Raw genomic sequence first — 25,244 nt, forward strand, 5'->3', positions numbered from 1 at the left:
TATCCCTATTTCAGTATTGAAAACTCAGTGAAATTTGTTGAGACTAAATTTTGATTTTCAATTGGAACCATTAATGAAAATAGAACATTACCAGCGACTAACCAAGCAAGCGGTCGCACTTTTAGAGTCAGAATCAGACCTTGTCGCCAATTTAGCGAATTTAAGTGCATTGTTAAATATGGAACTGGTTGATTTAAATTGGGTCGGATTCTACCTGTTAAAAGAAGAGGAATTGGTATTAGGACCATTCCAAGGAAATCCTGCTTGCGTTCGAATTCCTCTAGGTCGTGGTGTTTGTGGAACGGCAGCTGCTACAAATACGGTTCAACGTATTTACGATGTTCATCAATTTGAAGGGCATATTGCTTGTGATGCAGCAAGCAACGCTGAATTGGTTATACCATTCTCAATAGGCGGAAAAATAGTAGGGGTATTAGATATAGATAGCCCAACTATTGGTCGTTTTAATGAAATTGATGAGGAGGGGTTAACATTTTTAATGCTAGAAGTAGAAAAGCTGCTCAATTCGCAGGCTAACAAGGCATAAATTATCTATCTGGAGTGGTTTTTCGTTTCTAGGTCACTATAATACCACCCATATTTACTTTATCGCTTGCGGATAGGCCGCAATAACCAGGAATCCTAAATGGAAAATACTGAAAAGTTAAAAAACAGCAAAGAAGTTATCGCATATATTGCTGAATGTTTCCCTAAGTGCTTTACTTTAGAAGGTGAAGCAAAACCTTTGAAAATTGGTATTTTTCAAGATCTTGCAGAACGCTTAAACGAAGATGAAAAAGTAAGTAAGACTCAACTTCGTGCAGCACTAAGACAGTACACATCTTCATGGCGCTACCTACACGGTGCTAAAACAGGTGCATCACGTGTTGACCTAGACGGCAACGCATGTGGTGAACTTGAAGAAGAGCACGTAGAACACGCTAAAACTGCATTAGCAGAGAGTAAGGCACGAGTTCAAGCTCGTCGTAAAGAACAAGCGCAGAAAGCGCGTGAAGAAGGTAAAGCGGCTAAGCCAAAAGCTAAGAAGCCACAGGCTCGTCGTCCAGCACCTAAAGCACAAAAAACAGAACAAAAGCCAGTAGAAACGCGCGCTGTAACTGCCGATGATATGAAAGTTGGCAATGATGTAAACGTTAATATGGGCAAAGGAAACATGGCTGCGACCATTGTTGAAATTAATAAGGAAGATGTGCGAGTTCAACTAGCAAACGGCCTGCAAATGGTTGTGAAAGCGGAGCACTTGCGCGCATAAAGGAGATACTCCTACGCATGAAATGCCGTTCAAAATTGACTCTGATCGCTGCTGGCCTATGGCTAGCAGTGTCATCAGCTCAGGCTCTTGAAGCCAAATTAAGCAAAGAGGACTTACCCGTTCTCGCTCCTGAAGTTCAGCATGAAACCGCTAGCAAGCGCGTTACATCACGCTTTACTCGTTCTCATTACAATCACTTCACTTTAGACGATCAGTTTTCTCAAGCTATATTTGCTCGTTATGTTGAAATGCTCGACTACAATCGAAACATTTTCACGCAGGCAGATATTGACTCGTTTACTCAATGGTCTGTCGGTCTCGATGAGCAGCTTAAAGCTGGTAAAAATCAGATAGCATTTGATGTCTATAATCTATCGATGAAAAAGCGCTACGAACTGTTTGAATATGCGCTAACACTTCTTGAAACTGAAATGAAATTCGATGTCGATGAGTCTATCGAATTGGATCGCTCTGAAGCTGCTTGGCCTGCCGATATGGCGGAAGTTAAAGAGCTTTGGCGTAAGCGTGTTAAATACGATGCGCTTAATCTGAAAATGACGGATAAAGAGTGGCCTGAAATTAAAGAAGTTTTAGGTAAGCGTTATAACAACGCGATAAAACGCTTAAGTCAGACCAACAACGAGGACGCATTTCAGTTATATATGAATGCCTTCGCTCGAGAAGTTGATCCTCATACTAGTTATCTCTCGCCTCGCAATGCAGAACAGTTCCAGTCAGAAATGAATCTTTCACTGGAAGGTATCGGTGCTGTACTGCAAATGACGGATGATTATACGGTTATTCGTTCATTGGTTGCTGGTGGTCCTGCGTCTAGCAGTAAACAATTAGGCGAAGGTGACCGAATTGTTGGTGTTGGCCAAGACGGCGAAGAGGTCGTTGATGTTATTGGTTGGCGTTTGGATGATGTTGTTCAGTTAATTAAAGGACCGAAAGGAACTAAGGTTAATTTACAAATTCTACCAGACGGAAAAGACGCTAAAAGTCACGTTGTAACAATTGTTCGAGATAAGATTCGCTTAGAAGATAGAGCGGTAAAATCTGAAGTTATTGAACGAGATGGAAAGAAAATTGGTGTTCTAGAAGTTCCGAGCTTTTATGTCGGTCTTGCTAAAGATACTGATAAGTTAATTGTTGAACTGGTTGCTGACGGTGTTGACGGAATCATTGTTGATTTACGTAACAACGGTGGCGGTGCGTTAACAGAAGCAACAGCGTTATCTGGGTTGTTTATTGAAAGTGGTCCTGTCGTTCAAGTTCGTGATAGCTATGGTCGTGTTAATGTAAACAGTGATACTGACGGTAAAATTAGCTATGAAGGCCCGCTAACAGTATTAGTGAACCGATACAGTGCATCAGCGTCTGAAATTTTTGCGGCAGCATTGCAAGATTATGGTCGAGCAATCATTCTTGGCGAAAACTCTTTTGGTAAGGGTACAGTACAGCAGCACCGCTCTTTGAATCATATTTATGATCTGTTCGAAAAAGAGTTAGGTTACGTACAATACACCATTCAAAAGTTCTATCGAATTAATGGTGGTAGCACTCAAAACAAAGGCGTCATTCCTGACATCTCTTATCCAACCGCAATTGATCCTGCGGAAACCGGTGAGAGTGTAGAAGATAATGCTTTGCCTTGGGACCGTATTGATCGAGTTAAGTACGATATCCTTAAAGATAATGCAGCTAAGATCGGTAAACTGACAGCGCTGCATGATGTTCGTATCGCTAAAGACATGGAGTTTCAGTTTATTGCTGAAGATATTGAAAAATATCTGGCAGATAAAGATGACAACACCATTTCACTGAGTGAAAAAGCGAGACAAGAAGAGAGTGATAGAGCTGACGATTTGCGACTTGCTCGTGTTAATCAGCGTCAAAAAGCACAAGGTGAAGAGCTTTTTGAAACGCTAGACGACATTCCTAAAGATTATGAAGCACCTGATGCTTATCTTGATGAATCTGTCGCTATTATGGTTGATATGATTCGTTAGATTGCCACTTTAAAAGTCAATTTAAACCAGAAGCGAGCACTAGTTGCTCGCTTTTTTTATGGATAAAATAATGTGATCCACATCAAAATAATGGCGTTATTTGTGATGCGTGCCTAAGCTTTAATAAAAGTGAGGAGCATATGATGAAATGGATAACAATATTTTTAGCGTGTGTTAGTTTTTCAGTATTTAGTGAGAATTCTAATAAAGACGGTGACTTAACTCAGTTTGATTTGCCTTTTTTGTTAGGTGATTGGTACTTGGTCAATCCAGATCCTGAAAACTCTAGTGATAACTTCATGGCAATTAAATTATCACTTAACTCCAACTACTCTTTTCAGATCGACATACAAAAGAAAGACTACAGTGTTGATCATTGGGAAGGGCTTTATGCCGCCAATGAAGACACTATTATTCTAGGGTTAAACACATCAGAGCCTCAAGTTTATAACTACTCTGGTAACCACAATCTTCTAAATATGAATGGTGTGATGTTTACTAAAGCACTGCCCAATGCATTGGCTGGTATGTGGTCAAGTGAGCAACTAGCAGGTGATGATCTCCTTGCAAGTAATGTTAGCCAAATGGACCTTATTTTGCAGCCTGACTTTGTATTCCTATTTAGAGTGAGTAATCAAGAAGGAATGGAAACGGTCCATAAAGGAGTTTATTACACGGAAGGTGATCATCTTGTATTGCTCTATGAGAAAGGTGAACATGATACTAGGTATACACTGAATCATGATCGGCTAACACTTGAGGCTGAAGAAGGTGGAATGTACGCCGTATTAAATAGGATACGATGAAATAACATACAATAGCCACTAACCCATATACTAGGCAAGTATGTCGTACCACTGCTATTAACTAGCGTTATCTAACAAGGCCGATGTATTATTCAGCACCTAAACGAGGTATTTACATAAAATACCTCGTTTTTTTTGTTTAGGGGTTGTAACTGTTGCTCACACATCGTAGAAATAGAGCATATGTTTTCAGTCACAAGGACAAAGACAATGGCACATACTCCCCAAGCCAAATACCGCAAAGATTATCAAGCACCTTCATTTACAATTACCGACCTCGACTTAACTTTTGATTTGTTTGATAAAGAAACATTAGTCACTGCTTCTTCTTCGGTCAAACAGCTATCGGATAGCACAAGTTTACAGCTAGATGGAGAAGGGCTTGTATTAAAAGAAGTTCAAATAGATGGCAAAGCTTGGAGTGATTATGAGCTAAGTGAAACGGGCTTGACGATTAATTCAATGCCGGGCGACTGTCAGCTGACCATTGTTACTCAGTTGAACCCTGAAGAAAACACAGCTCTAGAAGGTTTATACAAATCGGGTGGAGCATTTTGCACACAGTGTGAAGCCGAAGGTTTCCGCCGTATAACTTACTACCTTGATAGACCCGATGTACTTGCAAGATTTACTACGACAGTTATTGCTGACAAGAAACAAAATCCATTTTTATTAAGTAACGGTAACCGTATTGAAGAAGGTGAAGCATCGAACAATCGTCATTGGGTCAAATGGCAAGACCCACATCCAAAACCTGCTTACTTATTCGCTTTAGTTGCTGGTGACTTTGATGTTCTTCGCAATAAATATGTTACCAAATCAGGACGAAATGTTGAGCTAGAAATTTTCGTTGATAAAGGTAACTTGGACAGAGCCAACCATGCGATGGTCTCGCTCGTTAACTCGATGAAGTGGGATGAAAATCGCTTTAATCTCGAATACGATTTAGATATTTACATGATTGTAGCCGTCGACTTTTTCAATATGGGTGCAATGGAAAACAAAGGCTTGAATGTATTTAACTCAAAATATGTCCTCGCTAATGATCAAACTGCGACAGATACAGACTATCTAGGAATCGAAGCCGTCATTGGCCATGAGTATTTTCATAACTGGACGGGTAACCGAGTCACTTGTCGTGATTGGTTCCAGCTAAGCCTAAAAGAAGGTTTAACTGTGTTTAGAGATCAGGAATTCTCTTCTGATCTAGGGTCTAGAGCGGTTAATCGAATCAATAACGTTCGTATTATTCGTGGTCCACAATTTGCCGAAGACGCAAGCCCAATGTCTCACCCAATTCGCCCAGATAAAGTCATCGAAATGAATAACTTCTATACGCTGACCGTGTATGAGAAAGGAAGCGAAGTCATTCGAATGATGCATACTTTACTTGGCGAGCAAGCATTCCAAAAAGGCATCGCTCTTTATTTTGAGCGTCATGATGGTACGGCTGCTACTTGCGAAGATTTTATCTCCGCTATGGAAGATGCATCGGGCATCGATCTTAAACAGTTCCGCTTATGGTATAGCCAATCAGGAACACCGAAAGTTGTTGTGACCAGTGACTATGACAGCCAAGGTAAAACCTATTCGTTAACAATAAAACAATCGACTAACGCGACACTCGATCAGACAGATAAAAAACCATTGCATATTCCGTTCGATATCGAACTGTACAATGCGGTAGGTGACGCAATTCCGCTACAGTGTAACGGCTCAAAAGTATCGAATGTATTGGACGTGACTAAAGACGTGCAAACATTTATTTTTGAGAACGTAGAAGAAAATCCGATTCCTTCTTTGCTGCGAGAGTTTTCCGCACCAGTAATTCTGGAGTATGACTATTCAGACCAAGAACTTATTTTCTTAATGAGCCACGCACGTAACGAATTTGCACGTTGGGATGCAGGGCAGATGTTACTTGCGAAGTACATCAAGATTAACGTTGCCAATATTCAAAAAGGCAAAGATGTTGTTGTAGATGCTCAAGTTGTTGATGCGTTTCGCGGTGTGTTGTTAAGTAATAAATTAGAGCCTGCGTTCATTGCAGAAATGTTAGCACTACCAAGTCACAACGAAGTGTCGGGTTGGTACGAAGAAGTTGACGTAGATGCAATAGCAAAAGTACTTAGCCAAATTAAGAAAACGTTAGCTCGTGAACTAGAAAATGAGTTGAATGCGGTGTACAACGTAATGGCTCAGAAAGAGTACACAATAGAGCACAGCGCGATCGGACAAAGAGCACTTCGTAATATTTGTCTTTCGTACTTATCCTATACATCTAATGGGCAAAGCTTAGTTACAGCACAGTATAAAAACTCAAATAACATGACAGATACCATTGCAGCTATGAACTCTGCAAACGGTGCAGAGCTAAAGTGTCGTGAAATGTTAATGGCTGACTACAGTGACAAGTGGAGCCATGATGGTTTGGTCATGGATAAATGGTTTGCGCTACAAGGCACTAACCCTGCAAGTAATGCTCTGGATGTCATCAAACAAACAATGGATCACTCAGCGTTCAGTATTAAAAACCCGAATCGAACGCGTAGTTTGATTGGCGCATTTTTAAATGGAAACCCAGTTCAATTCCACGACAAGTCGGGTAAAGGCTATAAATTCGCGGGAGAAATCATTCGTGAATTAAACAGCAGTAATCCACAAGTAGCATCGCGTTTGATTGATCCATTACTGAAATATAAAAAGTACGATCAAGCGAGACAAGCTTTGATTAGAAAAGAGCTTGAAGCATTGAAATCATTAGATAACCTTGCTAAAGACCTTTACGAAAAGGTGACCAAAGCACTAGAGTGTTAAGATAGAAAGTCAAAGGTGGTGGATAGCCACCTTTGACTCTTGTTTTCGTTCCAGAGTAGAGCCTTTTGATTGTGAAACAGTATAACTTCTCTTTAAATATTACTTATCAAGCTTTTCTAGATCACTATTCTGGCGCTGCAAGTGTCGTACACGTAGTGACAGATTCAGGGTTAAGACTGCAATTACCAGCAGTAAAATTTAGAGCTTTCTTAAGCCAAATTGGCGTGAAAGGTCGCTTTAGACTGACAACTGACCATAACAATAAGTTTTTGAAGTTAGAAATGCTCTGAACAATTGATTTAACAGCGGTTTAAACAGTACCCCTATCACATTATCAAACATTCCTTCTGTTGCACGTAAAACTTTCATTAACTATTTGCTAATAAAACTTTTACAATAAAATCATGCATTACCTGCTTTAAGCACTATGCTTACAGCATTCCCTACATAAAAATACAATTCTAATTGTGGAGCGTAAATATGACCGCGCGTGAAACTTTAATGCCGGTTCTTCTTGAAAAGGTATATAAGCTAATTCAAGACAAACTAGAGCTTGCTCATCAACCCTTAGTAACACAACTTGCTCAACATCTTTTTAGCAATATTGCGAAAGAAGACTTGATGGAGCGAAATGAATCAGACCTGTATGGTGCTGTCGTGAGTTTATGGCACCATATTAATGAGAAAAAACCTGAAGACATTTCTGTACGAGTGTTTAACCCGGTCGTTAGTCGTCAAGGTTGGCAGTCAACACATACCATCGTAGAGATGGTCGTGCCAGATAGCCCATTTCTTGTTGATTCGGTGAAAATGGCATTGAGTCGTTTGGATTTATCGTCTCACTTAATGCTTCACGGGCCGACTCAAATTGAGCGTAATAAGAAAGGGCAAACAATTGGAATTAATAGCGGTGATGGGGTGTTCCAATCCCTTTTCCATATTGAGGTTGATAGGCTCAGCAGTAAAGAGACAATGGCTTCTTTAAAAAAGGAGCTACTCAGCATTGTTATTGATGCGGGTTATGTTGTAAAAGATTGGCTGTTAATGGTTGAAAAACTAGAGCAGGTGACCAATCAGGTCGTTAGCCAAAAAGAGACAATTGAACAGAAAGATGATCGTTACGAAGACACGATCAAGTTCTTACGCTGGTTAGGTGATCATAACTTTACCTTCATGGGCTACAAAGAATATGACCTTGTTAATGTAGATGGCGACACCGTTCTTAAGCCAACCGAAGAAACCGGTCTTGGTCTTTTTGCTGAAGAAAGTCGTGTAAGATCTGTGAAGCTATCAGACTTTACCGACTCCGCACGATTAGAAGCGATGAAAGAGTTCTTACTCATCGTGACCAAAGGCAATACTCAATGCCGCATTCATCGCCCAGCCTATACCGATTACATTGGTATCAAAAAATTCGATAAAAAAGGTAAGGTAATCGGAGAGCATCGATTTACTGGCCTTTACACATCTGCGGTATATAACCAAAGCGTTGAAAGCATTCCTCTGATCAGAGAAAAAGTAGAACGCATATTAGATCTTAGTGGGTACCGTGATGGATCGTACTCATACAAAGCACTGCATAATATTTTAGAAAATTACCCACGCGACGAATTACTTCAGGCGAAAGATAACGAGTTACTTGAAGTAGGTATGGGTGTCGTACAAATGCAAGATAGAGATATGTTGCGATTATTTGTACGTAAAGACCCGTTTGGACGCTTTTTCAGTTGCATGGTTTATGTAACCAAAGATCGTTATAACACTGAGTTGAGACGCCAAACACAACGTATTCTTCAACAATACTTTGGCTGTGAACAAGAGGTGGAATTTACCACTTATTTTTCAGAAAGCCCGCTGGCTAGAACCCATTACATTGTACGTGTAGATAATAATAATATGGATGTAGACGTTAAAACGATAGAGCATAACTTGATGGAAGCGTCGTCTACGTGGGATGACCGACTTTCAGATGCCATTGTGGCCAACTTTGGCGAAAGTAATGGTCTGCCAATGTCTAAAGATTACATGCGTGCTTTCCCACGTTCGTATAAAGAAGACATGATGCCAGGTTCTGCGGTTGCAGATATTGAGCGACTCGAAGCACTGAATGATGATAATAAGCTGGGTATGCTTTTCTATCGCCCACAAGAAGAAGCGGCTGATTCAAAAGCGGTGAAGTTAAAACTGTATCATCGAGACGAGCCAATACATCTATCTGATGTTATGCCTATGTTGGAAAACTTAGGGTTGCGTGTCATTGGCGAATCACCTTATGAAGTCAGAAAGGTTAACGGACAGACGTATTGGATCCTAGATTTCTCAATGCTCCACAAGAGTGACAAATCTGTAGATCTTCGTGAAGCAAGAGATCGTTTCCAACAAGCGTTTGCTGCAATTTGGGAAGGCGAACTAGAAAGTGATGGGTTCAACCGACTTGTGTTGGGTGCATCATTGTCTGGTCGTGAAATCTCAATATTAAGAGCTTATGCTCGTTATATGCGTCAAGTTGGTTTCCCGTTCAGTCAGCAATATATTGAAGATACATTGAGCCATTACCCTCATATTGCTAAAGGGTTAGTTGATCTATTTGTTAAGCGTTTTGAGCCAAAATCGAAGGGTAGCCAAAAGGGTCAAACTGATCTAATTAAGAAACTAACCGAGCAGTTGGATCATGTTGAAAGCCTTGATGATGATCGAATCATTCGTCGTTACATGGAGATGATCACTGCAACGCTGAGAACTAACTATTATCAGCTAGGTGAAAATAAACAGTCTAAACCTTGGTTGTCATTGAAAATGAAGCCAAGTGACATTCCAGAAATCCCTCAACCAGTGCCTGAGTTTGAAATCTTTGTTTATGCACCAGACATTGAAGGTGTACACCTACGTGGCGGAAAGGTTGCTCGTGGTGGCTTGCGTTGGTCTGATAGACAAGAAGATTTCCGAACTGAAATTTTAGGCCTTGTTAAAGCTCAACAAGTTAAAAATACCGTTATTGTCCCTGTGGGGGCAAAAGGTGGTTTCGTATGTAAACGCCAGCACAACTTCACAGGCCGCGATGAGATTTTTGCAGAAGGTCAACGTTGTTATAAACGCTTCATCCGCGCGTTATTAGATGTGTCAGATAACGTGATCGATGGTGAAGTGATTCCACCAAAAAATGTTGTTCGTCATGATGAAGATGATCCGTATTTGGTTGTTGCTGCCGACAAAGGAACAGCGACCTTCTCTGATTTAGCAAACTCAGTATCTGAAGAATATAACTTTTGGCTAGGTGATGCTTTTGCTTCAGGTGGTTCAAATGGTTATGACCACAAAGCAATGGGCATTACAGCTAAAGGTGGTTGGGAGTCGGTTAAACGTCACTTCCGAGAAATGAACATTAACTGTCAAACTACTGACTTCACTGTTATTGGTGTTGGTGATATGGCAGGGGATGTTTTTGGTAACGGTATGTTGCTTTCTAAGCATATTCGCCTTCAAGCGGCATTTAACCACTTACATATCTTTATTGATCCAAATCCAGACTCAGCTAAGTCTTGGAAAGAACGCAATCGCTTATTTAATCTTCCACGTTCTGGATGGGATGATTATAACGAGAAACTAATCTCGAAAGGTGGGGCTATTTTCTCTCGTCGTGCAAAATCTATCTCTTTAACACCAGAGATCCAAAAGATGCTTGGTACGAAGAAAGGATCAATGGCACCAAACGAGTTAATTAAGAAGATCCTTTCCATGGAAGTTGATCTACTTTGGAATGGCGGGATCGGAACCTATGTGAAAGCATCGGCCGAAACACATACCGATGTAGGTGACCGCGCGAACGATGTATTACGTGTTGATGGACAAGACGTTAAAGCTAAAGTGATTGGCGAAGGTGGTAACCTTGGAATGACCCAGCGTGGTCGTATCGAGTTTGCATTATCTGGTGGCCGAGTTAATACCGACTTTGTAGATAACGTAGGTGGTGTTGATTGCTCCGATAACGAAGTGAATATCAAAATCTTCCTAAACGGGCTGGTTACACATGGCGATCTAACCGTTAAGCAACGTAATAAAATCCTTGAGTCAATGGAAGAGGAAGTAGGCGAAATAGTTCTTGATGACGCGTATTGCCAAGCGGAATCAATTTCGGTTACCGAGCATCAAGGTGTTTCGTTAGTTAAAGAACAAATTCGATTTATCCATACTATGGAGAAATCAGGTCATTTGGATCGTGCTCTTGAATACATCCCCGATGATGAAACTCTTCTTGAACGTGAAAAGCAGGGTAAGGCGTTAACACGTCCTGAACTTTCAGTGCTTATTGCATATGGTAAAATGACGCTCAAAGAAGATCTTGTACATGAAGACATTGCAAAAGATGAATTTCATGCACAAAACCTAATCACTTACTTCCCTACAGAGTTACGCCGTAACTATTCGCAATACATGGATAATCATCCACTTAAAGCAGAAATTATAGCGACAGTGCTTGCGAATCAAATGGTTAATGAAATGGGCTGTAACTTTGTGACCCGTTTGCAAGAAGAAACCGGATCAACCATTGTTGATATTGCGAATGCTTATGTAGCCGCAAGAGAGATCTATGGGTTAGGGGACGTATTACTGAAAACACGTGCTCTTGATAATAAGGCGGATTCTAAAACTCAATATGATGTTTTGTTCTACGTTCGTCGGACACTCAGACGATTGGCCCGCTGGATCTTAAGAAACCGTCCTGGAAAACAATCCGTTAAACAGATGATTGAACTGTATCAAGGTGACGTTCATGCCATTACTAATCAATTAGATACGATGTTGGTGAGTGAAGAAGTGCAAGAACATGCCGAGATGGCTCAACGTTGGATTGATAACGGTATCTCAGCAGACTTAGCAAAATATGTATCAAGATTGTCTAGTCTTTACTCAGTATTGGATATATCCACAGTGGCCCGTGAAAAAGGCAAATCTATCGAACAAACAGCTAAATTGTATTACAACTTAGGCGATAGACTGTCTCTTCATTGGTTCTTGAAACAGATTAACGGTCAAGCTGTCGACAATAACTGGCAAGCATTAGCTCGAGCCGCGTTTAGAGAAGATTTAGATTGGCAGCAACGACAACTAACCGGCCAGGTTATGAGTTGCAGTTGTGATCCAGATAAACTCGATGTCATCAAAGCACTTGATGAATGGATAGTAAGTAATGAAGTGTCATTGCACCGGTGGGAAAACATTTTAAATGAGTTCAAAGTCGGTTCAGTCCATGAATTTGCTAAATTTTCAGTCGCTTTGAGAGAATTGATGCTATTAAATTTGAATTGTGCAGCAAATGAGTAAATAATAATGCCCCGTCGATACGGGGCTTTTTATTCTTTCGGAGGCACAATGCTTTACCGTCTAGCCAGAACTGGCTTTTTCCAACTTGATGCCGAAAAGGCACATGATCTTGCAATTCAAAATTTCAAACGTTTAACGGGAACGCCATTAGATCTTTTCTATCGCCAACATTTACCAGCGCGTACTGTTGAGTGTATGGGACTGACATTTAGAAACCCAGTAGGCTTAGCTGCGGGTCTCGATAAAAATGGTGAGTGTATCGAAGCTTTCGATGCGATGGGTTTTGGATTTGTTGAGGTTGGTACTGTTACTCCTCGTCCACAATCTGGTAATGATAAGCCAAGACTATTTCGCTTAGTTGAAGCTGAAGGCATTATTAATCGTATGGGCTTCAATAATCTAGGGGTTGATAACCTAGTTGAAAATGTTAAGAAAGCAAAATACAGCTGTGTATTAGGCATTAACATTGGTAAGAATAAAGATACGCCAATTGAAAAGGGTGCTGAAGATTACCTTATCTGTATGGAAAAGGTTTATCAGTATGCTGATTACATTGCGGTGAATATCTCTTCTCCAAATACTCCGGGACTACGTAGTCTTCAATATGGTGAAGCATTAGATGATCTGTTGGTTGAGTTAAAAGCTAAGCAAACAGAATTAGCAGCTAAATATGATAAATATGTTCCGCTTACATTAAAGATCGCACCGGATCTTAGTGATGATGAGATCAGTCAGATTTCTCAATCATTGATCAAAAATAAGATCGATGGTGTGATTGCGACGAACACAACATTAGATCGTTCAATTGTTGAAGGTATGAAGCATGCAAACGAAGCTGGTGGATTAAGTGGCCGTCCTGTTCAAGCGCGCAGTACTGAAGTTGTTCGACGTCTTCATGAAGAGCTAGGGGACACATTACCGATTATTGGTGTTGGTGGTGTTGATTCTTATGTATCTGCAAAAGAAAAGCTAATGGCTGGTGCTCAGCTTGTCCAAGTTTACTCTGGCTTTATCTACCATGGACCGAAGCTAGTCCAAAATATCGTTAAGAATCTTTAATTTACAACGATCGAATAAAACCTATAGAGATCAATAATAAATGATGACGTTGTAACGTTTGTTTATATGCTCTTATAGGCACTTTCTAAGAGGAAATGAGAAATCATTTCCTCTTTTTTTTTAGCGATTCACTCGTAGAATTATGCTAATCGACAGCGAAAGGTAAGCAAGCATTTTACCTAATGGCTTGATAATTCGTAAATTAGAGAGTGATACGATGCTTAAACCCAGCGACAAATGGACTTGGTACTACGATGACAAGGAGAGCAACCTAATGCTGGACCTTGGTGATGACATTGTATTTAAAACCAATCTTCCTCGAAAGCTACTGGTTGAGTGCGCTGTTGGTATTAATGAATTCTCTGTTGATGATGCGTCTGCATTTCAAACATTCAAAGAACAAATCTCCTTACTTCCTTTAAATGAGCCTCGACAAGCTGAATTGGCGCTCTATTGTGTCGCTGCAAAACGCTTTCATAAGCCTGTACAACCTAAGAGTTGGTTTTTTGATAACCAATATGGTGAATTTACACCCACTGAAGGTGACATCGTTAGGTTAACGAATCAGCATAGTGATGGTTGTTTCATTATTTTAGAAGTAGGCGAGTCTGCTAGTTTGATTGCCTCTATAGATACTGAAGCATTTGAGCTATCGTCTACTAAAGCACTTGTTTTTGGTCAGGCGATTAAAGTGATGCATGATCGAATGCAGTTAGCTAATAGCATGTTCCAGAGCCAGCCGATTGCATTAGTCGGCTAGTCGTAACACTCGTTCCTTTACGTTATTTAATCGGCCAATGGCCGATTTTTTTTTGCCCGAAATTCCTGCCTGGTGATGTTTCTTCTTCATTTCTTGTTCGTTAATCATTCCAATTAGCGTGAACTACCTCGTTTATCTAAAAATATTTTCCATTTTGATATGAGCAATCGAGGGGACATATCCCCCAAAAACACCTGTTTATTCCCATTTTAGGCCAAAATGTAATTAATTTTCACCTTAAAACCCATGCTGGTATAGTCCAGATTGGGCGCGAATAAGTATTCACTATCAGTATGACCTAATAAATACGTTGTTTTTGGCCACGACTAAGCAAACAGTTTGAAAATAAGAAACAAAATGGCAATTGATGGATAAACGTTCAGTTATTTGGGCGACGAGTGAGAAATTTAGGCGATCGAATAACTTTATAATTGGATTGGTAGGTATATAAATTGATAGTCAGGTATAATGCGGGGTCATTTTTTAATACTTAAAGAGCACTATGCATCAATATCTAGCAGTTACCTCAAACGGCCTTGAAAACTTATTGGTTGAAGAACTGATCAAGTTAGGCATTCAAAATCCAAAACCTGTTCAAGCAGGGGTGAAGTTTAAGGCATCAACTGAGCAAATTTATCGTTGCTGTTTATGGAGCCGTTTAGCTTCTAGATTTGTACGTGTTCTTTCTGAATTTACCTGTAACGACGATATGGACCTCTATTTATCAGCAACAGCTGTTAATTGGGTGAACCATTTCCACAGCTCAAAGAAGTTTGTTGTTGATTTTAACGGTACTAACAACGAAATTCGTAACAGCCAATACGGCGCAATGAAAGTGAAAGACGCCATTGTTGATTGCTTTACAAAGAAGAACTTACCAAGACCGTCGATCAGTAAAGATCAAGCGGATCTTCGTGTTCACGTTAGACTTCACCGTGATAAAGCGATACTGGGCATCGATATGGTAGGCGGGGGTTTACACCAACGTGGTTACCGTCCTGAAGCGGGACGTGCCCCTTTGCGTGAGACACTTGCTGCCGCAATTATCCTAAGAAGTGGTTGGGATGCATCAGTACCTTTCCTAGATCCTATGTGCGGCTCTGGTACGTTAGTTATTGAAGCTGCAATGATGGCCGCTAATGTAGCACCGGGCATTAAACGTCAAAAGTGGGGATTTGAAGCACTTGAAGACTTCGAATCTGAACTTTGGATAGAAGTAAAAGCAGAGGCTGCAGTGCAAGGCCGTCGTGGTGTCAATAAAGTTGACTGTAAGTTTTACGGCTATGACAACGACGAGCGAGTGTTGAAAACAGCACGTGATAATGCACGCAGAGCTGGCGTTGAGAGCCTAATTGAATTTGAAGTTAGTGATGCTGCTCAACTTAAACGACCAAAAGAGTTTGAATCTGGCGTGATTGTATCAAACCCACCTTATGGTGAGCGTCTGGGTACTCATCCTGGCTTGATCGCACTTTATACAGCGTTTGGGGCTCAACTGAAGTCCGAGTTTGGTGGTAATACGGCTTCTATATTCTCTAGCTCTGACGAACTACTAAGCTGCTTACGTATGCGTGCAGACAAACAGTTTAAATTGAACAACGGTGCGTTACCGTGTCACCAGAAGAACTATTCAATTTCAAGCCGACGTTCAGATTCGGTTGATGCAAGTAAACCTGATTCGGTTGTCGCGCCGGATTTCTCGAACCGTTTGAAGAAAAACATCGGCAAGATTGGTAAATGGGCCCGTAAAGAGAAGCTCGAATGTTACCGAATTTATGATGCTGACCTACCTGAATACAATGTAGCAATAGACATCTACTTAGATCATTTAGTGATTCAAGAATACGCTGCACCAAAAGATGTTCCAGAAGAAACAGCAAAGCGTCGTCTAACTGATGTGATCAGAGCTGCAATTGATGTAACAGGGACAGAAGCTAATAAAGTTGTTCTGAAAGTGCGTGAAAAGCAAAAAGGCCGCTCTCAGTACCAAAAGCTGGGTCAGCAATCAGAAAGACTTGAAGTACACGAATACGGTGTGAAGTTAATTGTGAACCTTCATGATTACCTTGATACAGGTTTGTTCCTTGATCATAAAATCACTCGTCGCAAATTGGGTGAGCTAGCCAACGGCAAAGATTTCTTAAACCTATTCGCTTATACAGGTTCAGCAACCGTGCATGCAGCTTGTGGTGGCGCAAAATCTACGACAACGGTCGACATGTCAAATACCTACCTAGAGTGGGCTAAAGACAATATGACGCTGAATGGCAAAGTAGGGCGTGAACATAAATTTGAACAAGCGGATTGTCTTAAGTGGTTAAGCATGACAGATAGCCAATACGACCTTATCTTCATTGACCCACCTACGTTCTCTAACTCTAAGCGTATGGCGCAGTCTTTTGATATTCAACGTGATCATATTCAGTTAATGACAGACCTAAAGCGTTTATTGCGCTTAGAAGGAACGATTGTATTCTCAAATAACAAACGTCACTTCAAAATGGATCTAGAAGCACTAAAAGAATTGGGGCTAGAAGCTAAGAATATTTCTTCGTCTACACTTCCATTAGATTTTTCTAGAAATAAACATATTCATAACTGCTGGTTAGTAACACACGCTAGCTAGTACTAATAGGGTGATGATTTGATCACATTATACAGTACTGAAGGATGCCATCTCTGTGAGATGGCTTTTGAACTTCTAAAAGCAAGCCAAGTCTCCAAAGAGATTCAGGTTGTTGATATTGCTTTTGATGAAACTCTATTTTACCGTTACGGGGTCACTATTCCGGTTGTGAAATTTGAACAATCGGAACTCAATTGGCCTTTTGACTCACAAGAATTACAAAGTTGGTTAGATAACAATGGCATTACTCACCATTAATAACGGATCGCTAGCATTTGGCGATCACCCTTTACTTGATCACTCTGATTTCGCACTTCAAGAGAATGAGAGAGTTTGTCTTGTCGGCCGCAACGGTGCCGGTAAGTCAACGCTAATGAAAGTTCTATCTCGTAATATCCTGATGGATGACGGCAAGTTAACAATCACTCAAGATGTGGTTGTTTCTCGTTTAGAGCAAGATCCACCAAGAAATGAACAGGGCACTGTATTTGATTATGTTTCTGGTGGACTAGCAGAGGTAGGAGAGCAGCTGAAGATCTACCACGATCTTCTTGATCTTATCGCCATTGATCCAAGTGAATCGAATATAAACAAGTTATCACGTGTACAGGATAAGCTTGATCACAGTAATGCTTGGCGCTTTGAAGAGCGTATCACCAACGTACTCGCTTCTCTAAAGCTTGATGCTTCAACTAAGTTAACCGACCTTTCTGGTGGTTGGCAACGTAAAGCGGCACTTGCTAGAGCGCTTGTGAGCGACCCTCAAGTACTGTTGCTCGATGAACCAACAAACCACCTTGATGTTGCGACGATTGAATGGTTAGAGAACTATCTGAAAGATTTCCGTGGTTCAATTATCTTTATCTCGCATGACCGTGCGTTCATTAAATCAATGGCAACACGCATTGTTGATCTTGATCGAGGCAAGTTGAACTCTTTCCCTGGTGATTACGAAAATTACCTAATTGAAAAAGAGAACCTTCTACGCGTTGAAGAGATGCAAAACGCCGAGTTCGATAAGAAACTTGCTCAAGAAGAAGTTTGGATTAGACAGGGTATTAAAGCTCGTCGAACTCGTAACGAAGGACGTGTACGTGCGCTTAAGAAGCTGCGTGAAGAGCGTAGTAATCGTCGTGAAGTTCAAGGTAAGGTTAACCTTAATATTGATAGCGCAGCGCGTTCTGGCAAGATTGTATTTGAAGCCGAAAACCTTAATTACGAAATTGAAGGCAAAAAGATCGTTTCTAACTTTAGCTTCAATATCATGCGTGGTGATCGCATAGCTCTGATTGGGCCGAATGGTTGTGGTAAGAGTACTTTACTTAAGCTGCTATTAGACAAGTTACAACCTGATTCTGGTCGCCTGCACTGTGGCACCAAATTAGAAGTGGCCTATTTTGACCAATATCGTGAGATTTTGGATCCAGAGAAGTCTGTGATTGATAACTTGGCCGACGGTAAACAAGAGGTCATGGTTGGTGGTCGCGAGCGTCACGCATTAAGTTATTTGCAAGATTTCCTGTTTGCACCTAAACGAGCGCGTACTCCAGTTAAAGCATTGTCTGGCGGAGAGAAAAATCGTCTTCTTCTTGCTCGTATTTTCTTAAAACAGAATAATTTGCTTATTCTCGATGAACCAACCAACGATTTAGATATCGAAACTTTGGAACTTTTAGAAGATTTGCTTGCCAACTATCAGGGTACGCTACTTCTTGTAAGCCACGATCGTCAGTTTGTAGACAATACAGTGATGACAAGTTGGATCTTCGAAGGTAATGGAGTAATCGAAGAGTTTGTTGGTGGTTATCATGATGCTCAGCAACAAAGAGCACAGGTTAACAAGGCCCGTTTGGCGCAAAAACCAACAGAACCTAAGAAAGTAGTTGAGGAAACTCCCAAAACGACAGTTTTAAAGGCTAAACCTAAGAAGTTATCTTATAAGCTGCAACGAGAGTTAGAATCGTTGCCACTTCGTTTAGAAGAATTAGAGCAGGAAATTGAAAATCTACAGACACTGGTTAATGACCCAGAGTTTTTTGCAAAGTCTGTAGACGTAACTCAAACCACATTGGATAAGCTTTCTGCCACTGAGCAGGAGCTGGAATCTGCTTTCGAGCGATGGGAAGAGCTCGAAGCTATGCAACAGGAAAGTTAATTTTGACAAGTAGTAAAGTATTTAAGCTATCGACCATTGCGGCAACAGTTTTGGCCGCAACCACTGCTAATGCCGCTCTTTATACGGTTGTAGAAGTCTCACCGGAAGGTATCAGCTCTGGTGAATATGTAGAGGTTCAAGGGGTCGCAATTGAACCCGGTAACAAGCAGGGCGCAGTTCTTGGTTGTTTTAGCAATAGCTGCAGTAGCAACGAATATAAATTAGCTGGTGAAACTCGAAGAACGGTTGATGGTGTTAGTTACCGCGAAGAAGCACCATTTGCTATGGATCGTGGCTTTAGTCGTATTCAAGACTATGATGATTTTAAGTACTACTGCTATCGTGAGCTTCTATATTCAACATGTGAAACATGGGCTGATGAACACTGGGCACCTTGGAATGCGGAAAAAAATGGCAGTACAACGTCAAACGCATTAGCTTTTGTTGAAGGTGGTGCATATACCAACAAATTCAATAATGTTATTAATAGCCTTACTGAGGCAGGTCTTCCTGTCGGTAATAGAAGTATTGCTGGTGGTACCCGAAATGAAATAGTATCTCCTTTTACTACGGCAACAAGTGATTGGAAACAAGGTCGTTCTTGGGCGGTAATAGCTGATAGTGGTCATAACTACGGAGTTGGCAGCATTGCTCGATCTGCTTCCAATAATGAAGGGACTCATCACACCTCTAAGGCTGCAATATGGCGTAATGATGATGCACCAGTTGAGCTTAATTGGGGGAGCGGTGGCATAGCGAAAGACGGCGAATTACTCGCTCAAGGCAGTATGCGTGATATTGTTATCGAAGGCACAGGTAACATTTACTCTGTTGGTTACAACACCTTTGGCGAGGATAATTATTACGATGCTTCAATCTTTATCTCTACTACCAGTACATACTCTACTGCTGGAGGATGGGAGACAAAGCGAATTTCTGGTGCAGAATCTAGAATTTCTGGCGAAACAATCCATAGTAACTCTGTAGCAACAGGGATTAATGACAACCTTCTAGTCGTCGGTACAGCTAAACGTAGTGGTTATTACCCACAAAATGGTGCCGCTGGTAACCTCATTTTTGTGAGTGACGCTTCAAGTTCCTCTCCAAGTGCCTCATTTCTTCAGAACATAACTGCGGCTAATCATATGTTCTTCTCAGGCGCCGGCGGTAAAGCAGGGGCCGTGAATAACTACAATGAAATAGTGGGGCAGGTTGATGCTGAAGATACACGAGAAAACAACGGTAAACCTCGTCGTCTAAGGGGCTTTATTTACCCGCATAACTTGAATGGTCAGTTCGAAAAGCGCCGTGCTATCTTTAACAATAAAGCTCAGTATCTTGATAACTTGACGAATGACGAGATCGTGTCTGGTAATGTAAATAATCAATACCGAATTATCGATGCTACAGACATTAACGATGCCGGTGTAATTTCAGCGACAGCAATTAAGTGTTCTGGCGGCTACGACAATACGACCCATAACTCATACTGTGGTGGTGGCAGTCAAATCGAAGAAACGGTAGCTGTTAAGCTCGTTCCTATTGCAGGTAGAACTAGTGCTAATATTCAACCTCGTGGTGTTGAAGAACCAACAGTTGAAAGACAAGGTGGAAGCATAGGTTGGGCCATGTTTGCACTATTTGGCCTACTAGGGTTCCGCCGAAAGTAGGTTAAATTGTAATCTAGAGCACAGCATCACATTTTTGGTGCTGTGCTTTTTTTTTACTTGAGAAAACTCAGTTTTTGATCGAATCTTAAAGTTGGAGCGAAAAACCTCCAGATAAATTTAGTAGTAGTACGTAGAAACCATGTTCATGTATGAGGACGACACTATGAAGAGACAAAAGCGTGACCGCCTAGAAAGAGCTCAATCTCAAGGCTACAAAGCAGGACTAAACGGAAGATCTTCCGAAAACTGCCCGTATCAACAAATGGATGCGAAGTCTTACTGGTTAGGTGGGTGGCGCGATGCCAGAGACGATAAACAATCTGGCCTTTATAAATAACTTCTTTCCACATACAAGCTAGAGGAACATTAGCCCCGAAAGGGGCTATATAAACCATTACTAACGCACTATAACTAAATATAATTGTGCAAATAAAGCGACTCCGATGAGTCGCTTATGAATTATTTACAAATTAGAATGTAGACGTATCCTGGAAAAGGCCAACTTTAAGGTCTTTTGCCACATAAATCTCTTTACCATCTACAAGAACGCGGCCATCAGCAACGCCCATTACTAAGCGGCGGTTAACAACACGTTTCATGTGAATTTCGTATGTTACTTTTTTCGCCGTTGGTAATACTTGGCCTGTGAATTTAACTTCGCCTACACCAAGAGCACGGCCTTTACCTTTGCCGCCAACCCAACCAAGGTAGAAACCAACTAACTGCCACATTGCATCAAGACCAAGACAGCCTGGCATTACAGGATCACCAGGGAAGTGGCAATCGAAGAACCAAAGATCTGGAGTAATATCAAGCTCAGCGATCACTAAGCCTTTACCAAAATCGCCTTCAGTTTCAGTCATCTTACTTACGCGGTCCATCATTAGCATGTTTGGCGCTGGTAATTGAGGGTAACCAGGGCCAAATAGCTCGCCTCGGCTAGAAGCTAGTAGGTCGTCGCGGTCGTAAGAATCTTTTTTGTTTTGCATTATATCTATCACTCCAATTTCTGATATGTGCATGTTAGTGAACAGGTGTACGCTAAACAACTCCGATCAGTAAGATGAGAGCCAGTTTTTGAACCGCTCTACAATTCCTGGTGGATGTTCAAGTCTTTCAAAGTTTTCAATACGTTCAGCGATTTTACTAACGACACTGTTGTCGTCATCACCTCTAAAAGGTTGTTTCATTAAAATAGGGACGGCTTCATCCACATTAGATACAGGCCAGATATGAAATTCACCTGATTTGATGCTTTCAATGACTGATTTATCTAATGCTAAGTGTTTTAAGTTTGAACGAGGTAAAATTACCCCTTGGTTGCCAGTGAAACCTTGGTGTTTACACACGTGATAAAAGCCTTCAATCTTTTCATTTAGCCCGCCAACTGCCTGAACACGGCCAAACTGGTCAACAGCACCAGTTACCGATATCTCTTGGCTTATAGGGTATTCAGACAAAGCACTAACGAAACAGCATAACTCAGCGAGTGAAGCGCTATCGCCATCAACTTCACAGTAAGACTGTTCGAAAACAAGAGAGGCAGAATAGGGTAACGGTTCATCGAGTTTTAGAGCGCTGCTGACAAATGCTTGCATGATCATCATGCCTTTTGCATGAAGGTTACCCGCTAGATCTACTTTGCGTTCTACATCAGAAACATCACCGTCGCCAAAGTGGATAACACATGAGATTCGAGCTGGCTCACCATACGATAATGGGTGACCAGCAACATCAATAACGGTTAGTGCATTCACCTGGCCAACTTGCTCACCAGTGGTTTCGATGATGACCTGGCCATCTAAGATATCTGACAACGCTCTTTCAGGAAGATAAGACTCACGATGCTTTTTATTTTCAATAGCTTTATCAAGATCTTCAAAAGTGATGGTTTCATTATTCGAAACGAGTGTTGCCTCTTGAAGTAAAGCCAGATGCCACATTAAGCACACTGGCACATAGCTTTGATCTTCACTATATCTTGCGCCTGCAACCAATAGACGCTCAATCGAGGTTGGGTCAAGTGCAGGGAGCTTGTAGCTAGAGCAAACCCAATTTAGGTATCCGAGATACAACTCAATTGTTTCTGTTGAAAGGGGAAGTTCCAGTTCTAATTCACTAAATAAGCAAAGGCCGGTATGAATATCTGCATCAAGATAATCTATTTCAGCCAGTTGCTCTCTATCGCCGACAATAACGATCTTAAGATTGTAGTGATTCTCAATAGGCTTTAACAATTCATGTTTGCGGTCAAGATTAAGTGGTGAAACACTTTGCCCTAAGACAACAGATTTTAATTTTAGCCAACTAGCAGGGTTTGCTAGTAAAAAGGTAGCAGTAAGAATCAAGTAGCCGTTGTTCGCTTGATCTAACAGCCCTGGAAAATGTTGTTTCAGTTCGCCATCTTCAGCTTTATATTGACCAAAGACTGTAGTTGAATCTAACGTTTCGCTATAGATCACTGAGGTTGTTGATTCAACGCATGATCGAATTTTCTCAGAGATTAGATTGCGATAGAGCGCATTGTCTGGCGCATTAATCATCATCACTCTTGATACGCCCGATAGACCGATAAACTGATCAATGGCTCCAGACAGGCGGTTTTGAGTCTCCATAAACGCTTTTGGGGCTATTGAATTTATATCTTCAATCGTTTCTTTAAAAGCGTCGTATTGTGGCGTGACCGCGCGCCAGATTTCTTGATTCATTCACTATCGTCATATGACATATTAAGGGTTGAAAATTGTAACGTAAAAGGGCATTGCGGCATAGATAAAATGATCTTTCTCTAGAATTTTGAATAAGCTAATTGTTAAGTACGGCTCAGCGAGTTACGCTGTCACCCTAAATAGTGAAAGGGCAGAGTGATGAAGTATCAACAACTTGAAAATCTAGAATGTGGCTGGAAATGGCAATACCTAATTAAAAAGTGGAAAGACGGTGACTCAATCACTCGTCATATTGACAGCAGTGAAGAAGAGACAGCAGTTAAAGCACTTAAAGAGTTAGAGCATGAGCCAACATTCGTTCTAGACTGGATAGAAGAGCATATGGCGTTAGAACTCGATAATAAAATGAAACAAGCAATTCGAGCAAAACGAAAACGTCATTTTAATGCAGAACAGCTTCATACAAAAAAGAAGTCCATTGATCTCGATTACCGAGTTTGGGAAAAGCTTAGTTACAGAGCTAATGAGCTTGGTTGTACCTTATCAGATGCTATCGAATACCTTCTTACTGAGGCCTCACGAAGCGAAAAGGCGAGTCGAACAGTCAACGATCTCAAACAAGATTTAAGTAAGCTACTTTCTAACTAATATTCTATTACGAGGACAAGCTATGTTATACGTCATTCTAATTGCGGCCATTATTATTTTTTGGCTAGTTGCTGTTGATCGTCCGGCATTAAAAGTAACCTTCGTTGCAGGTAAAATATCGAAAGTGAAAGGGCATTTCCCTGCCAAGTTTCGTCATAATGTAGAAGAGATCGCGAGCATCGTACCGTTTGATGGAACTTTTAAAGTGTATCAACAGCGCACAGGGACTAAACTCGATTTTTCTGAGGCTGTTCCTAAAAAAGTGCAACAACGAATTCGAAATGTATTTCCACATCAAGGCTTTAAAAATAAATCGAGTAACAAAAGAGCTTAATGTTAAACAACGTAATTACAAACCAATGTATTATCCCTCGACGAAGAAGGTTTGGTAAATTGGAAGATAAGCTCATGATGTTAAAGTGCCTCAACGGAGGTGCTTATGATAGCTCGAATTTTAATGGTAGTAGTGTTGGCAGTGTCTTGCTCAATACAAGCTCAAGATGATGCTGATTATAATAAAACAGCAAAAAATATTAAGAAGGATTTAGTGAAGCAGCTAAGAAGAATGGAGTTCAATGAGACTGAATTCTGTAATCTTATGTTAGAGATGAAACTCGGTGAAAAGCACACAACTATTCGGCGTGTTCAGAGCACTGGGAGTACGTCACTTTGTCGTGCTAGTAAGAAGATACTTAAAATAAAGAAGAAATATCGCTATACAGAATCGCAAAAATATTTGCATATCCACGTTGCATCCAAAAACTTCTGAGCACTCCATCCCTTTATCAATTTGTTTGTAGGCGATTAGTCCCTAACACTTATTGAATATTGAATATTGAATATTGAATATTGAATATTGAATATTGAATATTGAATATTGAATATTGAATATTGAATATTGAATATTGAATAATGAATTTGATTTGATATGCCTCGAAGTTTATAAGAGTTAGGTTTCGACAATTCCCCTGTTTATATAAAAATGACGTTATATACGGGGGAGGCATGAAAAGAAAAATTCAATTCAACAAAAGAAATCAGTCGATTAACAACGTTTGCATGACCATTGGTGGTGCATTCTTGGGCTTGTTTATCGTAAAATTGATATTGTCTAGTGAGCTTAACCATATGTCTTACATCTATCCGTTTTTAGCAGGTTTAGGGCAGTTTTGGGGTGGGAAAAAGGTCGCTAATAAAAGACTATCCATAGAAAATGATGAATTTTACCTTCATGGTTTGATTGCCGCTTTAAGGTATAGACGCCCAACCATTTGGCGTTCGCACGTGAGAGTGACTTCATTAACTAAAACTGGATACTATCGGATTCGAGTGTACGAAAACGAGGTATCAGAAAACGACTGGAAGTTACTTTTGAGTAAGTGTACTTAGTGTAGAATTTCGTGGAAACTCGCTAGAGCCGATTAGTA

At 40.7% G+C, this 25,244-nt stretch carries 20 protein-coding genes; 18 read left to right on the top strand and 2 right to left on the bottom strand.

Going from position 1 to position 25,244, the window contains the following annotated elements:
• The first annotated feature begins 73 nt into the window (after window positions 1–73).
• From L4D20_RS12740 to rmf, 14 genes are all read left to right on the top strand, one after another.
• The gene (locus tag L4D20_RS12740; protein ID WP_428801971.1) at window positions 74–547 is read left to right on the top strand and encodes a GAF domain-containing protein; all 474 of its coding nucleotides are present in this window, start codon (window positions 74–76) and stop codon (window positions 545–547) included.
• Between the two features lie 99 nt (window positions 548–646).
• Window positions 647–1,273, top strand: a complete 627-nt coding sequence (gene proQ, locus L4D20_RS12745) for an RNA chaperone ProQ (protein ID WP_428801972.1) — start codon at window positions 647–649, stop codon at window positions 1,271–1,273.
• Between the two features lie 17 nt (window positions 1,274–1,290).
• Window positions 1,291–3,285 carry a carboxy terminal-processing peptidase gene (prc, locus tag L4D20_RS12750; protein ID WP_428801973.1) on the top strand — a complete coding sequence of 665 codons (1,995 nt, stop codon included), beginning with the start codon at window positions 1,291–1,293 and terminating at the stop codon, window positions 3,283–3,285.
• A gap of 143 nt (window positions 3,286–3,428) precedes the next feature.
• The gene (locus L4D20_RS12755) at window positions 3,429–4,091 is read left to right on the top strand and encodes a hypothetical protein (protein WP_428802142.1); all 663 of its coding nucleotides are present in this window, start codon (window positions 3,429–3,431) and stop codon (window positions 4,089–4,091) included.
• Between the two features lie 210 nt (window positions 4,092–4,301).
• Window positions 4,302–6,908, top strand: a complete 2,607-nt coding sequence (gene pepN, locus L4D20_RS12760; RefSeq protein WP_428801974.1) for an aminopeptidase N — start codon at window positions 4,302–4,304, stop codon at window positions 6,906–6,908.
• 71 nt (window positions 6,909–6,979) lie between these two features.
• Window positions 6,980–7,198, top strand: a complete 219-nt coding sequence (locus L4D20_RS12765) for a DUF2835 domain-containing protein (protein ID WP_428801975.1) — start codon at window positions 6,980–6,982, stop codon at window positions 7,196–7,198.
• 190 nt (window positions 7,199–7,388) lie between these two features.
• Window positions 7,389–12,230 carry an NAD-glutamate dehydrogenase gene (locus tag L4D20_RS12770; RefSeq protein ID WP_428801976.1) on the top strand — a complete coding sequence of 1,614 codons (4,842 nt, stop codon included), beginning with the start codon at window positions 7,389–7,391 and terminating at the stop codon, window positions 12,228–12,230.
• 48 nt (window positions 12,231–12,278) lie between these two features.
• On the top strand, window positions 12,279–13,289 hold the full coding sequence (gene pyrD, locus L4D20_RS12775; protein WP_428801977.1) for a quinone-dependent dihydroorotate dehydrogenase: 1,011 nt from the start codon (window positions 12,279–12,281) through the stop codon (window positions 13,287–13,289).
• Between the two features lie 217 nt (window positions 13,290–13,506).
• On the top strand, window positions 13,507–14,049 hold the full coding sequence (locus tag L4D20_RS12780; RefSeq protein WP_428801978.1) for a cell division protein ZapC: 543 nt from the start codon (window positions 13,507–13,509) through the stop codon (window positions 14,047–14,049).
• 502 nt (window positions 14,050–14,551) lie between these two features.
• Window positions 14,552–16,675, top strand: a complete 2,124-nt coding sequence (rlmKL, locus tag L4D20_RS12785; protein WP_428801979.1) for a bifunctional 23S rRNA (guanine(2069)-N(7))-methyltransferase RlmK/23S rRNA (guanine(2445)-N(2))-methyltransferase RlmL — start codon at window positions 14,552–14,554, stop codon at window positions 16,673–16,675.
• Window positions 16,676–16,693: 18 nt separating this feature from the next.
• Complete coding sequence (locus L4D20_RS12790) at window positions 16,694–16,933, top strand: glutaredoxin family protein (RefSeq protein ID WP_428801980.1); 240 nt, start codon at window positions 16,694–16,696, stop codon at window positions 16,931–16,933.
• Window positions 16,914–18,830: an ABC transporter ATP-binding protein gene (locus tag L4D20_RS12795; RefSeq protein WP_428801981.1), complete on the top strand. Its 1,917-nt coding sequence runs from the start codon at window positions 16,914–16,916 to the stop codon at window positions 18,828–18,830. Before L4D20_RS12790 ends, L4D20_RS12795 begins: the two co-directional genes overlap by 20 nt.
• Window positions 18,794–20,500: a DUF3466 family protein gene (locus L4D20_RS12800; protein ID WP_428801982.1), complete on the top strand. Its 1,707-nt coding sequence runs from the start codon at window positions 18,794–18,796 to the stop codon at window positions 20,498–20,500. The genes L4D20_RS12795 and L4D20_RS12800 overlap by 37 nt, the downstream gene beginning before the upstream one ends.
• Before the next feature lie 163 nt (window positions 20,501–20,663).
• Complete coding sequence (rmf, locus tag L4D20_RS12805; RefSeq protein WP_248010103.1) at window positions 20,664–20,837, top strand: ribosome modulation factor; 174 nt, start codon at window positions 20,664–20,666, stop codon at window positions 20,835–20,837.
• A gap of 133 nt (window positions 20,838–20,970) precedes the next feature.
• Here the strand turns inward: rmf and fabA are convergent, their stop codons facing one another.
• Both fabA and L4D20_RS12815 read right to left on the bottom strand, forming a co-directional pair.
• Window positions 20,971–21,489 (bottom strand): bifunctional 3-hydroxydecanoyl-ACP dehydratase/trans-2-decenoyl-ACP isomerase, encoded by a 519-nt coding sequence (gene fabA / locus L4D20_RS12810; protein WP_428801983.1) that lies wholly within the window; start codon window positions 21,487–21,489, stop codon window positions 20,971–20,973.
• 66 nt (window positions 21,490–21,555) lie between these two features.
• Window positions 21,556–23,208: an AAA family ATPase gene (locus L4D20_RS12815; RefSeq protein WP_428801984.1), complete on the bottom strand. Its 1,653-nt coding sequence runs from the start codon at window positions 23,206–23,208 to the stop codon at window positions 21,556–21,558.
• A 159-nt stretch (window positions 23,209–23,367) separates the two neighbouring features.
• Between L4D20_RS12815 and matP the strand changes: the two genes are divergently transcribed.
• From matP to L4D20_RS12835, 4 genes are all read left to right on the top strand, one after another.
• Window positions 23,368–23,817, top strand: a complete 450-nt coding sequence (gene matP / locus L4D20_RS12820; RefSeq protein WP_428801985.1) for a macrodomain Ter protein MatP — start codon at window positions 23,368–23,370, stop codon at window positions 23,815–23,817.
• 22 nt (window positions 23,818–23,839) lie between these two features.
• A complete protein-coding gene (locus L4D20_RS12825; RefSeq protein ID WP_428801986.1) occupies window positions 23,840–24,151 on the top strand; it encodes a DUF3634 family protein in 312 nt (103 codons plus the stop codon).
• Window positions 24,152–24,256: 105 nt separating this feature from the next.
• Window positions 24,257–24,586: a hypothetical protein gene (locus L4D20_RS12830; protein ID WP_428801987.1), complete on the top strand. Its 330-nt coding sequence runs from the start codon at window positions 24,257–24,259 to the stop codon at window positions 24,584–24,586.
• Between the two features lie 236 nt (window positions 24,587–24,822).
• Entirely contained in the window at window positions 24,823–25,206 is a 384-nt protein-coding gene (locus L4D20_RS12835; RefSeq protein ID WP_428801988.1) for a hypothetical protein, read from the top strand.
• Window positions 25,207–25,244 lie beyond the last annotated feature (38 nt).

Origin of the sequence: Vibrio kyushuensis (assembly GCF_050337325.1) — a bacterium.
Classification (GTDB): domain Bacteria; phylum Pseudomonadota; class Gammaproteobacteria; order Enterobacterales; family Vibrionaceae; genus Vibrio; species Vibrio kyushuensis.

Excerpts from the sequence above, each read along its gene's own strand:
- L4D20_RS12825 (WP_428801986.1), top strand. The coding sequence starts at position 23,840 with ATGTTATACGTCATTCTAATTGCGGCCATTATTATTTTTTGGCTAGTT.
- L4D20_RS12800 (WP_428801982.1), top strand. The coding sequence starts at position 18,794 with ATGGGAAGAGCTCGAAGCTATGCAACAGGAAAGTTAATTTTGACAAGT.
- L4D20_RS12830 (WP_428801987.1), top strand. The coding sequence starts at position 24,257 with ATGATAGCTCGAATTTTAATGGTAGTAGTGTTGGCAGTGTCTTGCTCA.
- rlmKL (WP_428801979.1), top strand. The coding sequence starts at position 14,552 with ATGCATCAATATCTAGCAGTTACCTCAAACGGCCTTGAAAACTTATTG.
- L4D20_RS12835 (WP_428801988.1), top strand. The coding sequence starts at position 24,823 with ATGAAAAGAAAAATTCAATTCAACAAAAGAAATCAGTCGATTAACAAC.
- L4D20_RS12795 (WP_428801981.1), top strand. The coding sequence starts at position 16,914 with ATGGCATTACTCACCATTAATAACGGATCGCTAGCATTTGGCGATCAC.
- pepN (WP_428801974.1), top strand. The coding sequence starts at position 4,302 with ATGGCACATACTCCCCAAGCCAAATACCGCAAAGATTATCAAGCACCT.
- L4D20_RS12755 (WP_428802142.1), top strand. The coding sequence starts at position 3,429 with ATGAAATGGATAACAATATTTTTAGCGTGTGTTAGTTTTTCAGTATTT.
- L4D20_RS12815 (WP_428801984.1), bottom strand. The coding sequence starts at position 23,208 with ATGAATCAAGAAATCTGGCGCGCGGTCACGCCACAATACGACGCTTTT.
- L4D20_RS12770 (WP_428801976.1), top strand. The coding sequence starts at position 7,389 with ATGACCGCGCGTGAAACTTTAATGCCGGTTCTTCTTGAAAAGGTATAT.
- fabA (WP_428801983.1), bottom strand. The coding sequence starts at position 21,489 with ATGCAAAACAAAAAAGATTCTTACGACCGCGACGACCTACTAGCTTCT.
- rmf (WP_248010103.1), top strand. The coding sequence starts at position 20,664 with ATGAAGAGACAAAAGCGTGACCGCCTAGAAAGAGCTCAATCTCAAGGC.
- proQ (WP_428801972.1), top strand. The coding sequence starts at position 647 with ATGGAAAATACTGAAAAGTTAAAAAACAGCAAAGAAGTTATCGCATAT.
- L4D20_RS12740 (WP_428801971.1), top strand. The coding sequence starts at position 74 with ATGAAAATAGAACATTACCAGCGACTAACCAAGCAAGCGGTCGCACTT.
- pyrD (WP_428801977.1), top strand. The coding sequence starts at position 12,279 with ATGCTTTACCGTCTAGCCAGAACTGGCTTTTTCCAACTTGATGCCGAA.
- matP (WP_428801985.1), top strand. The coding sequence starts at position 23,368 with ATGAAGTATCAACAACTTGAAAATCTAGAATGTGGCTGGAAATGGCAA.
- prc (WP_428801973.1), top strand. The coding sequence starts at position 1,291 with ATGAAATGCCGTTCAAAATTGACTCTGATCGCTGCTGGCCTATGGCTA.
- L4D20_RS12780 (WP_428801978.1), top strand. The coding sequence starts at position 13,507 with ATGCTTAAACCCAGCGACAAATGGACTTGGTACTACGATGACAAGGAG.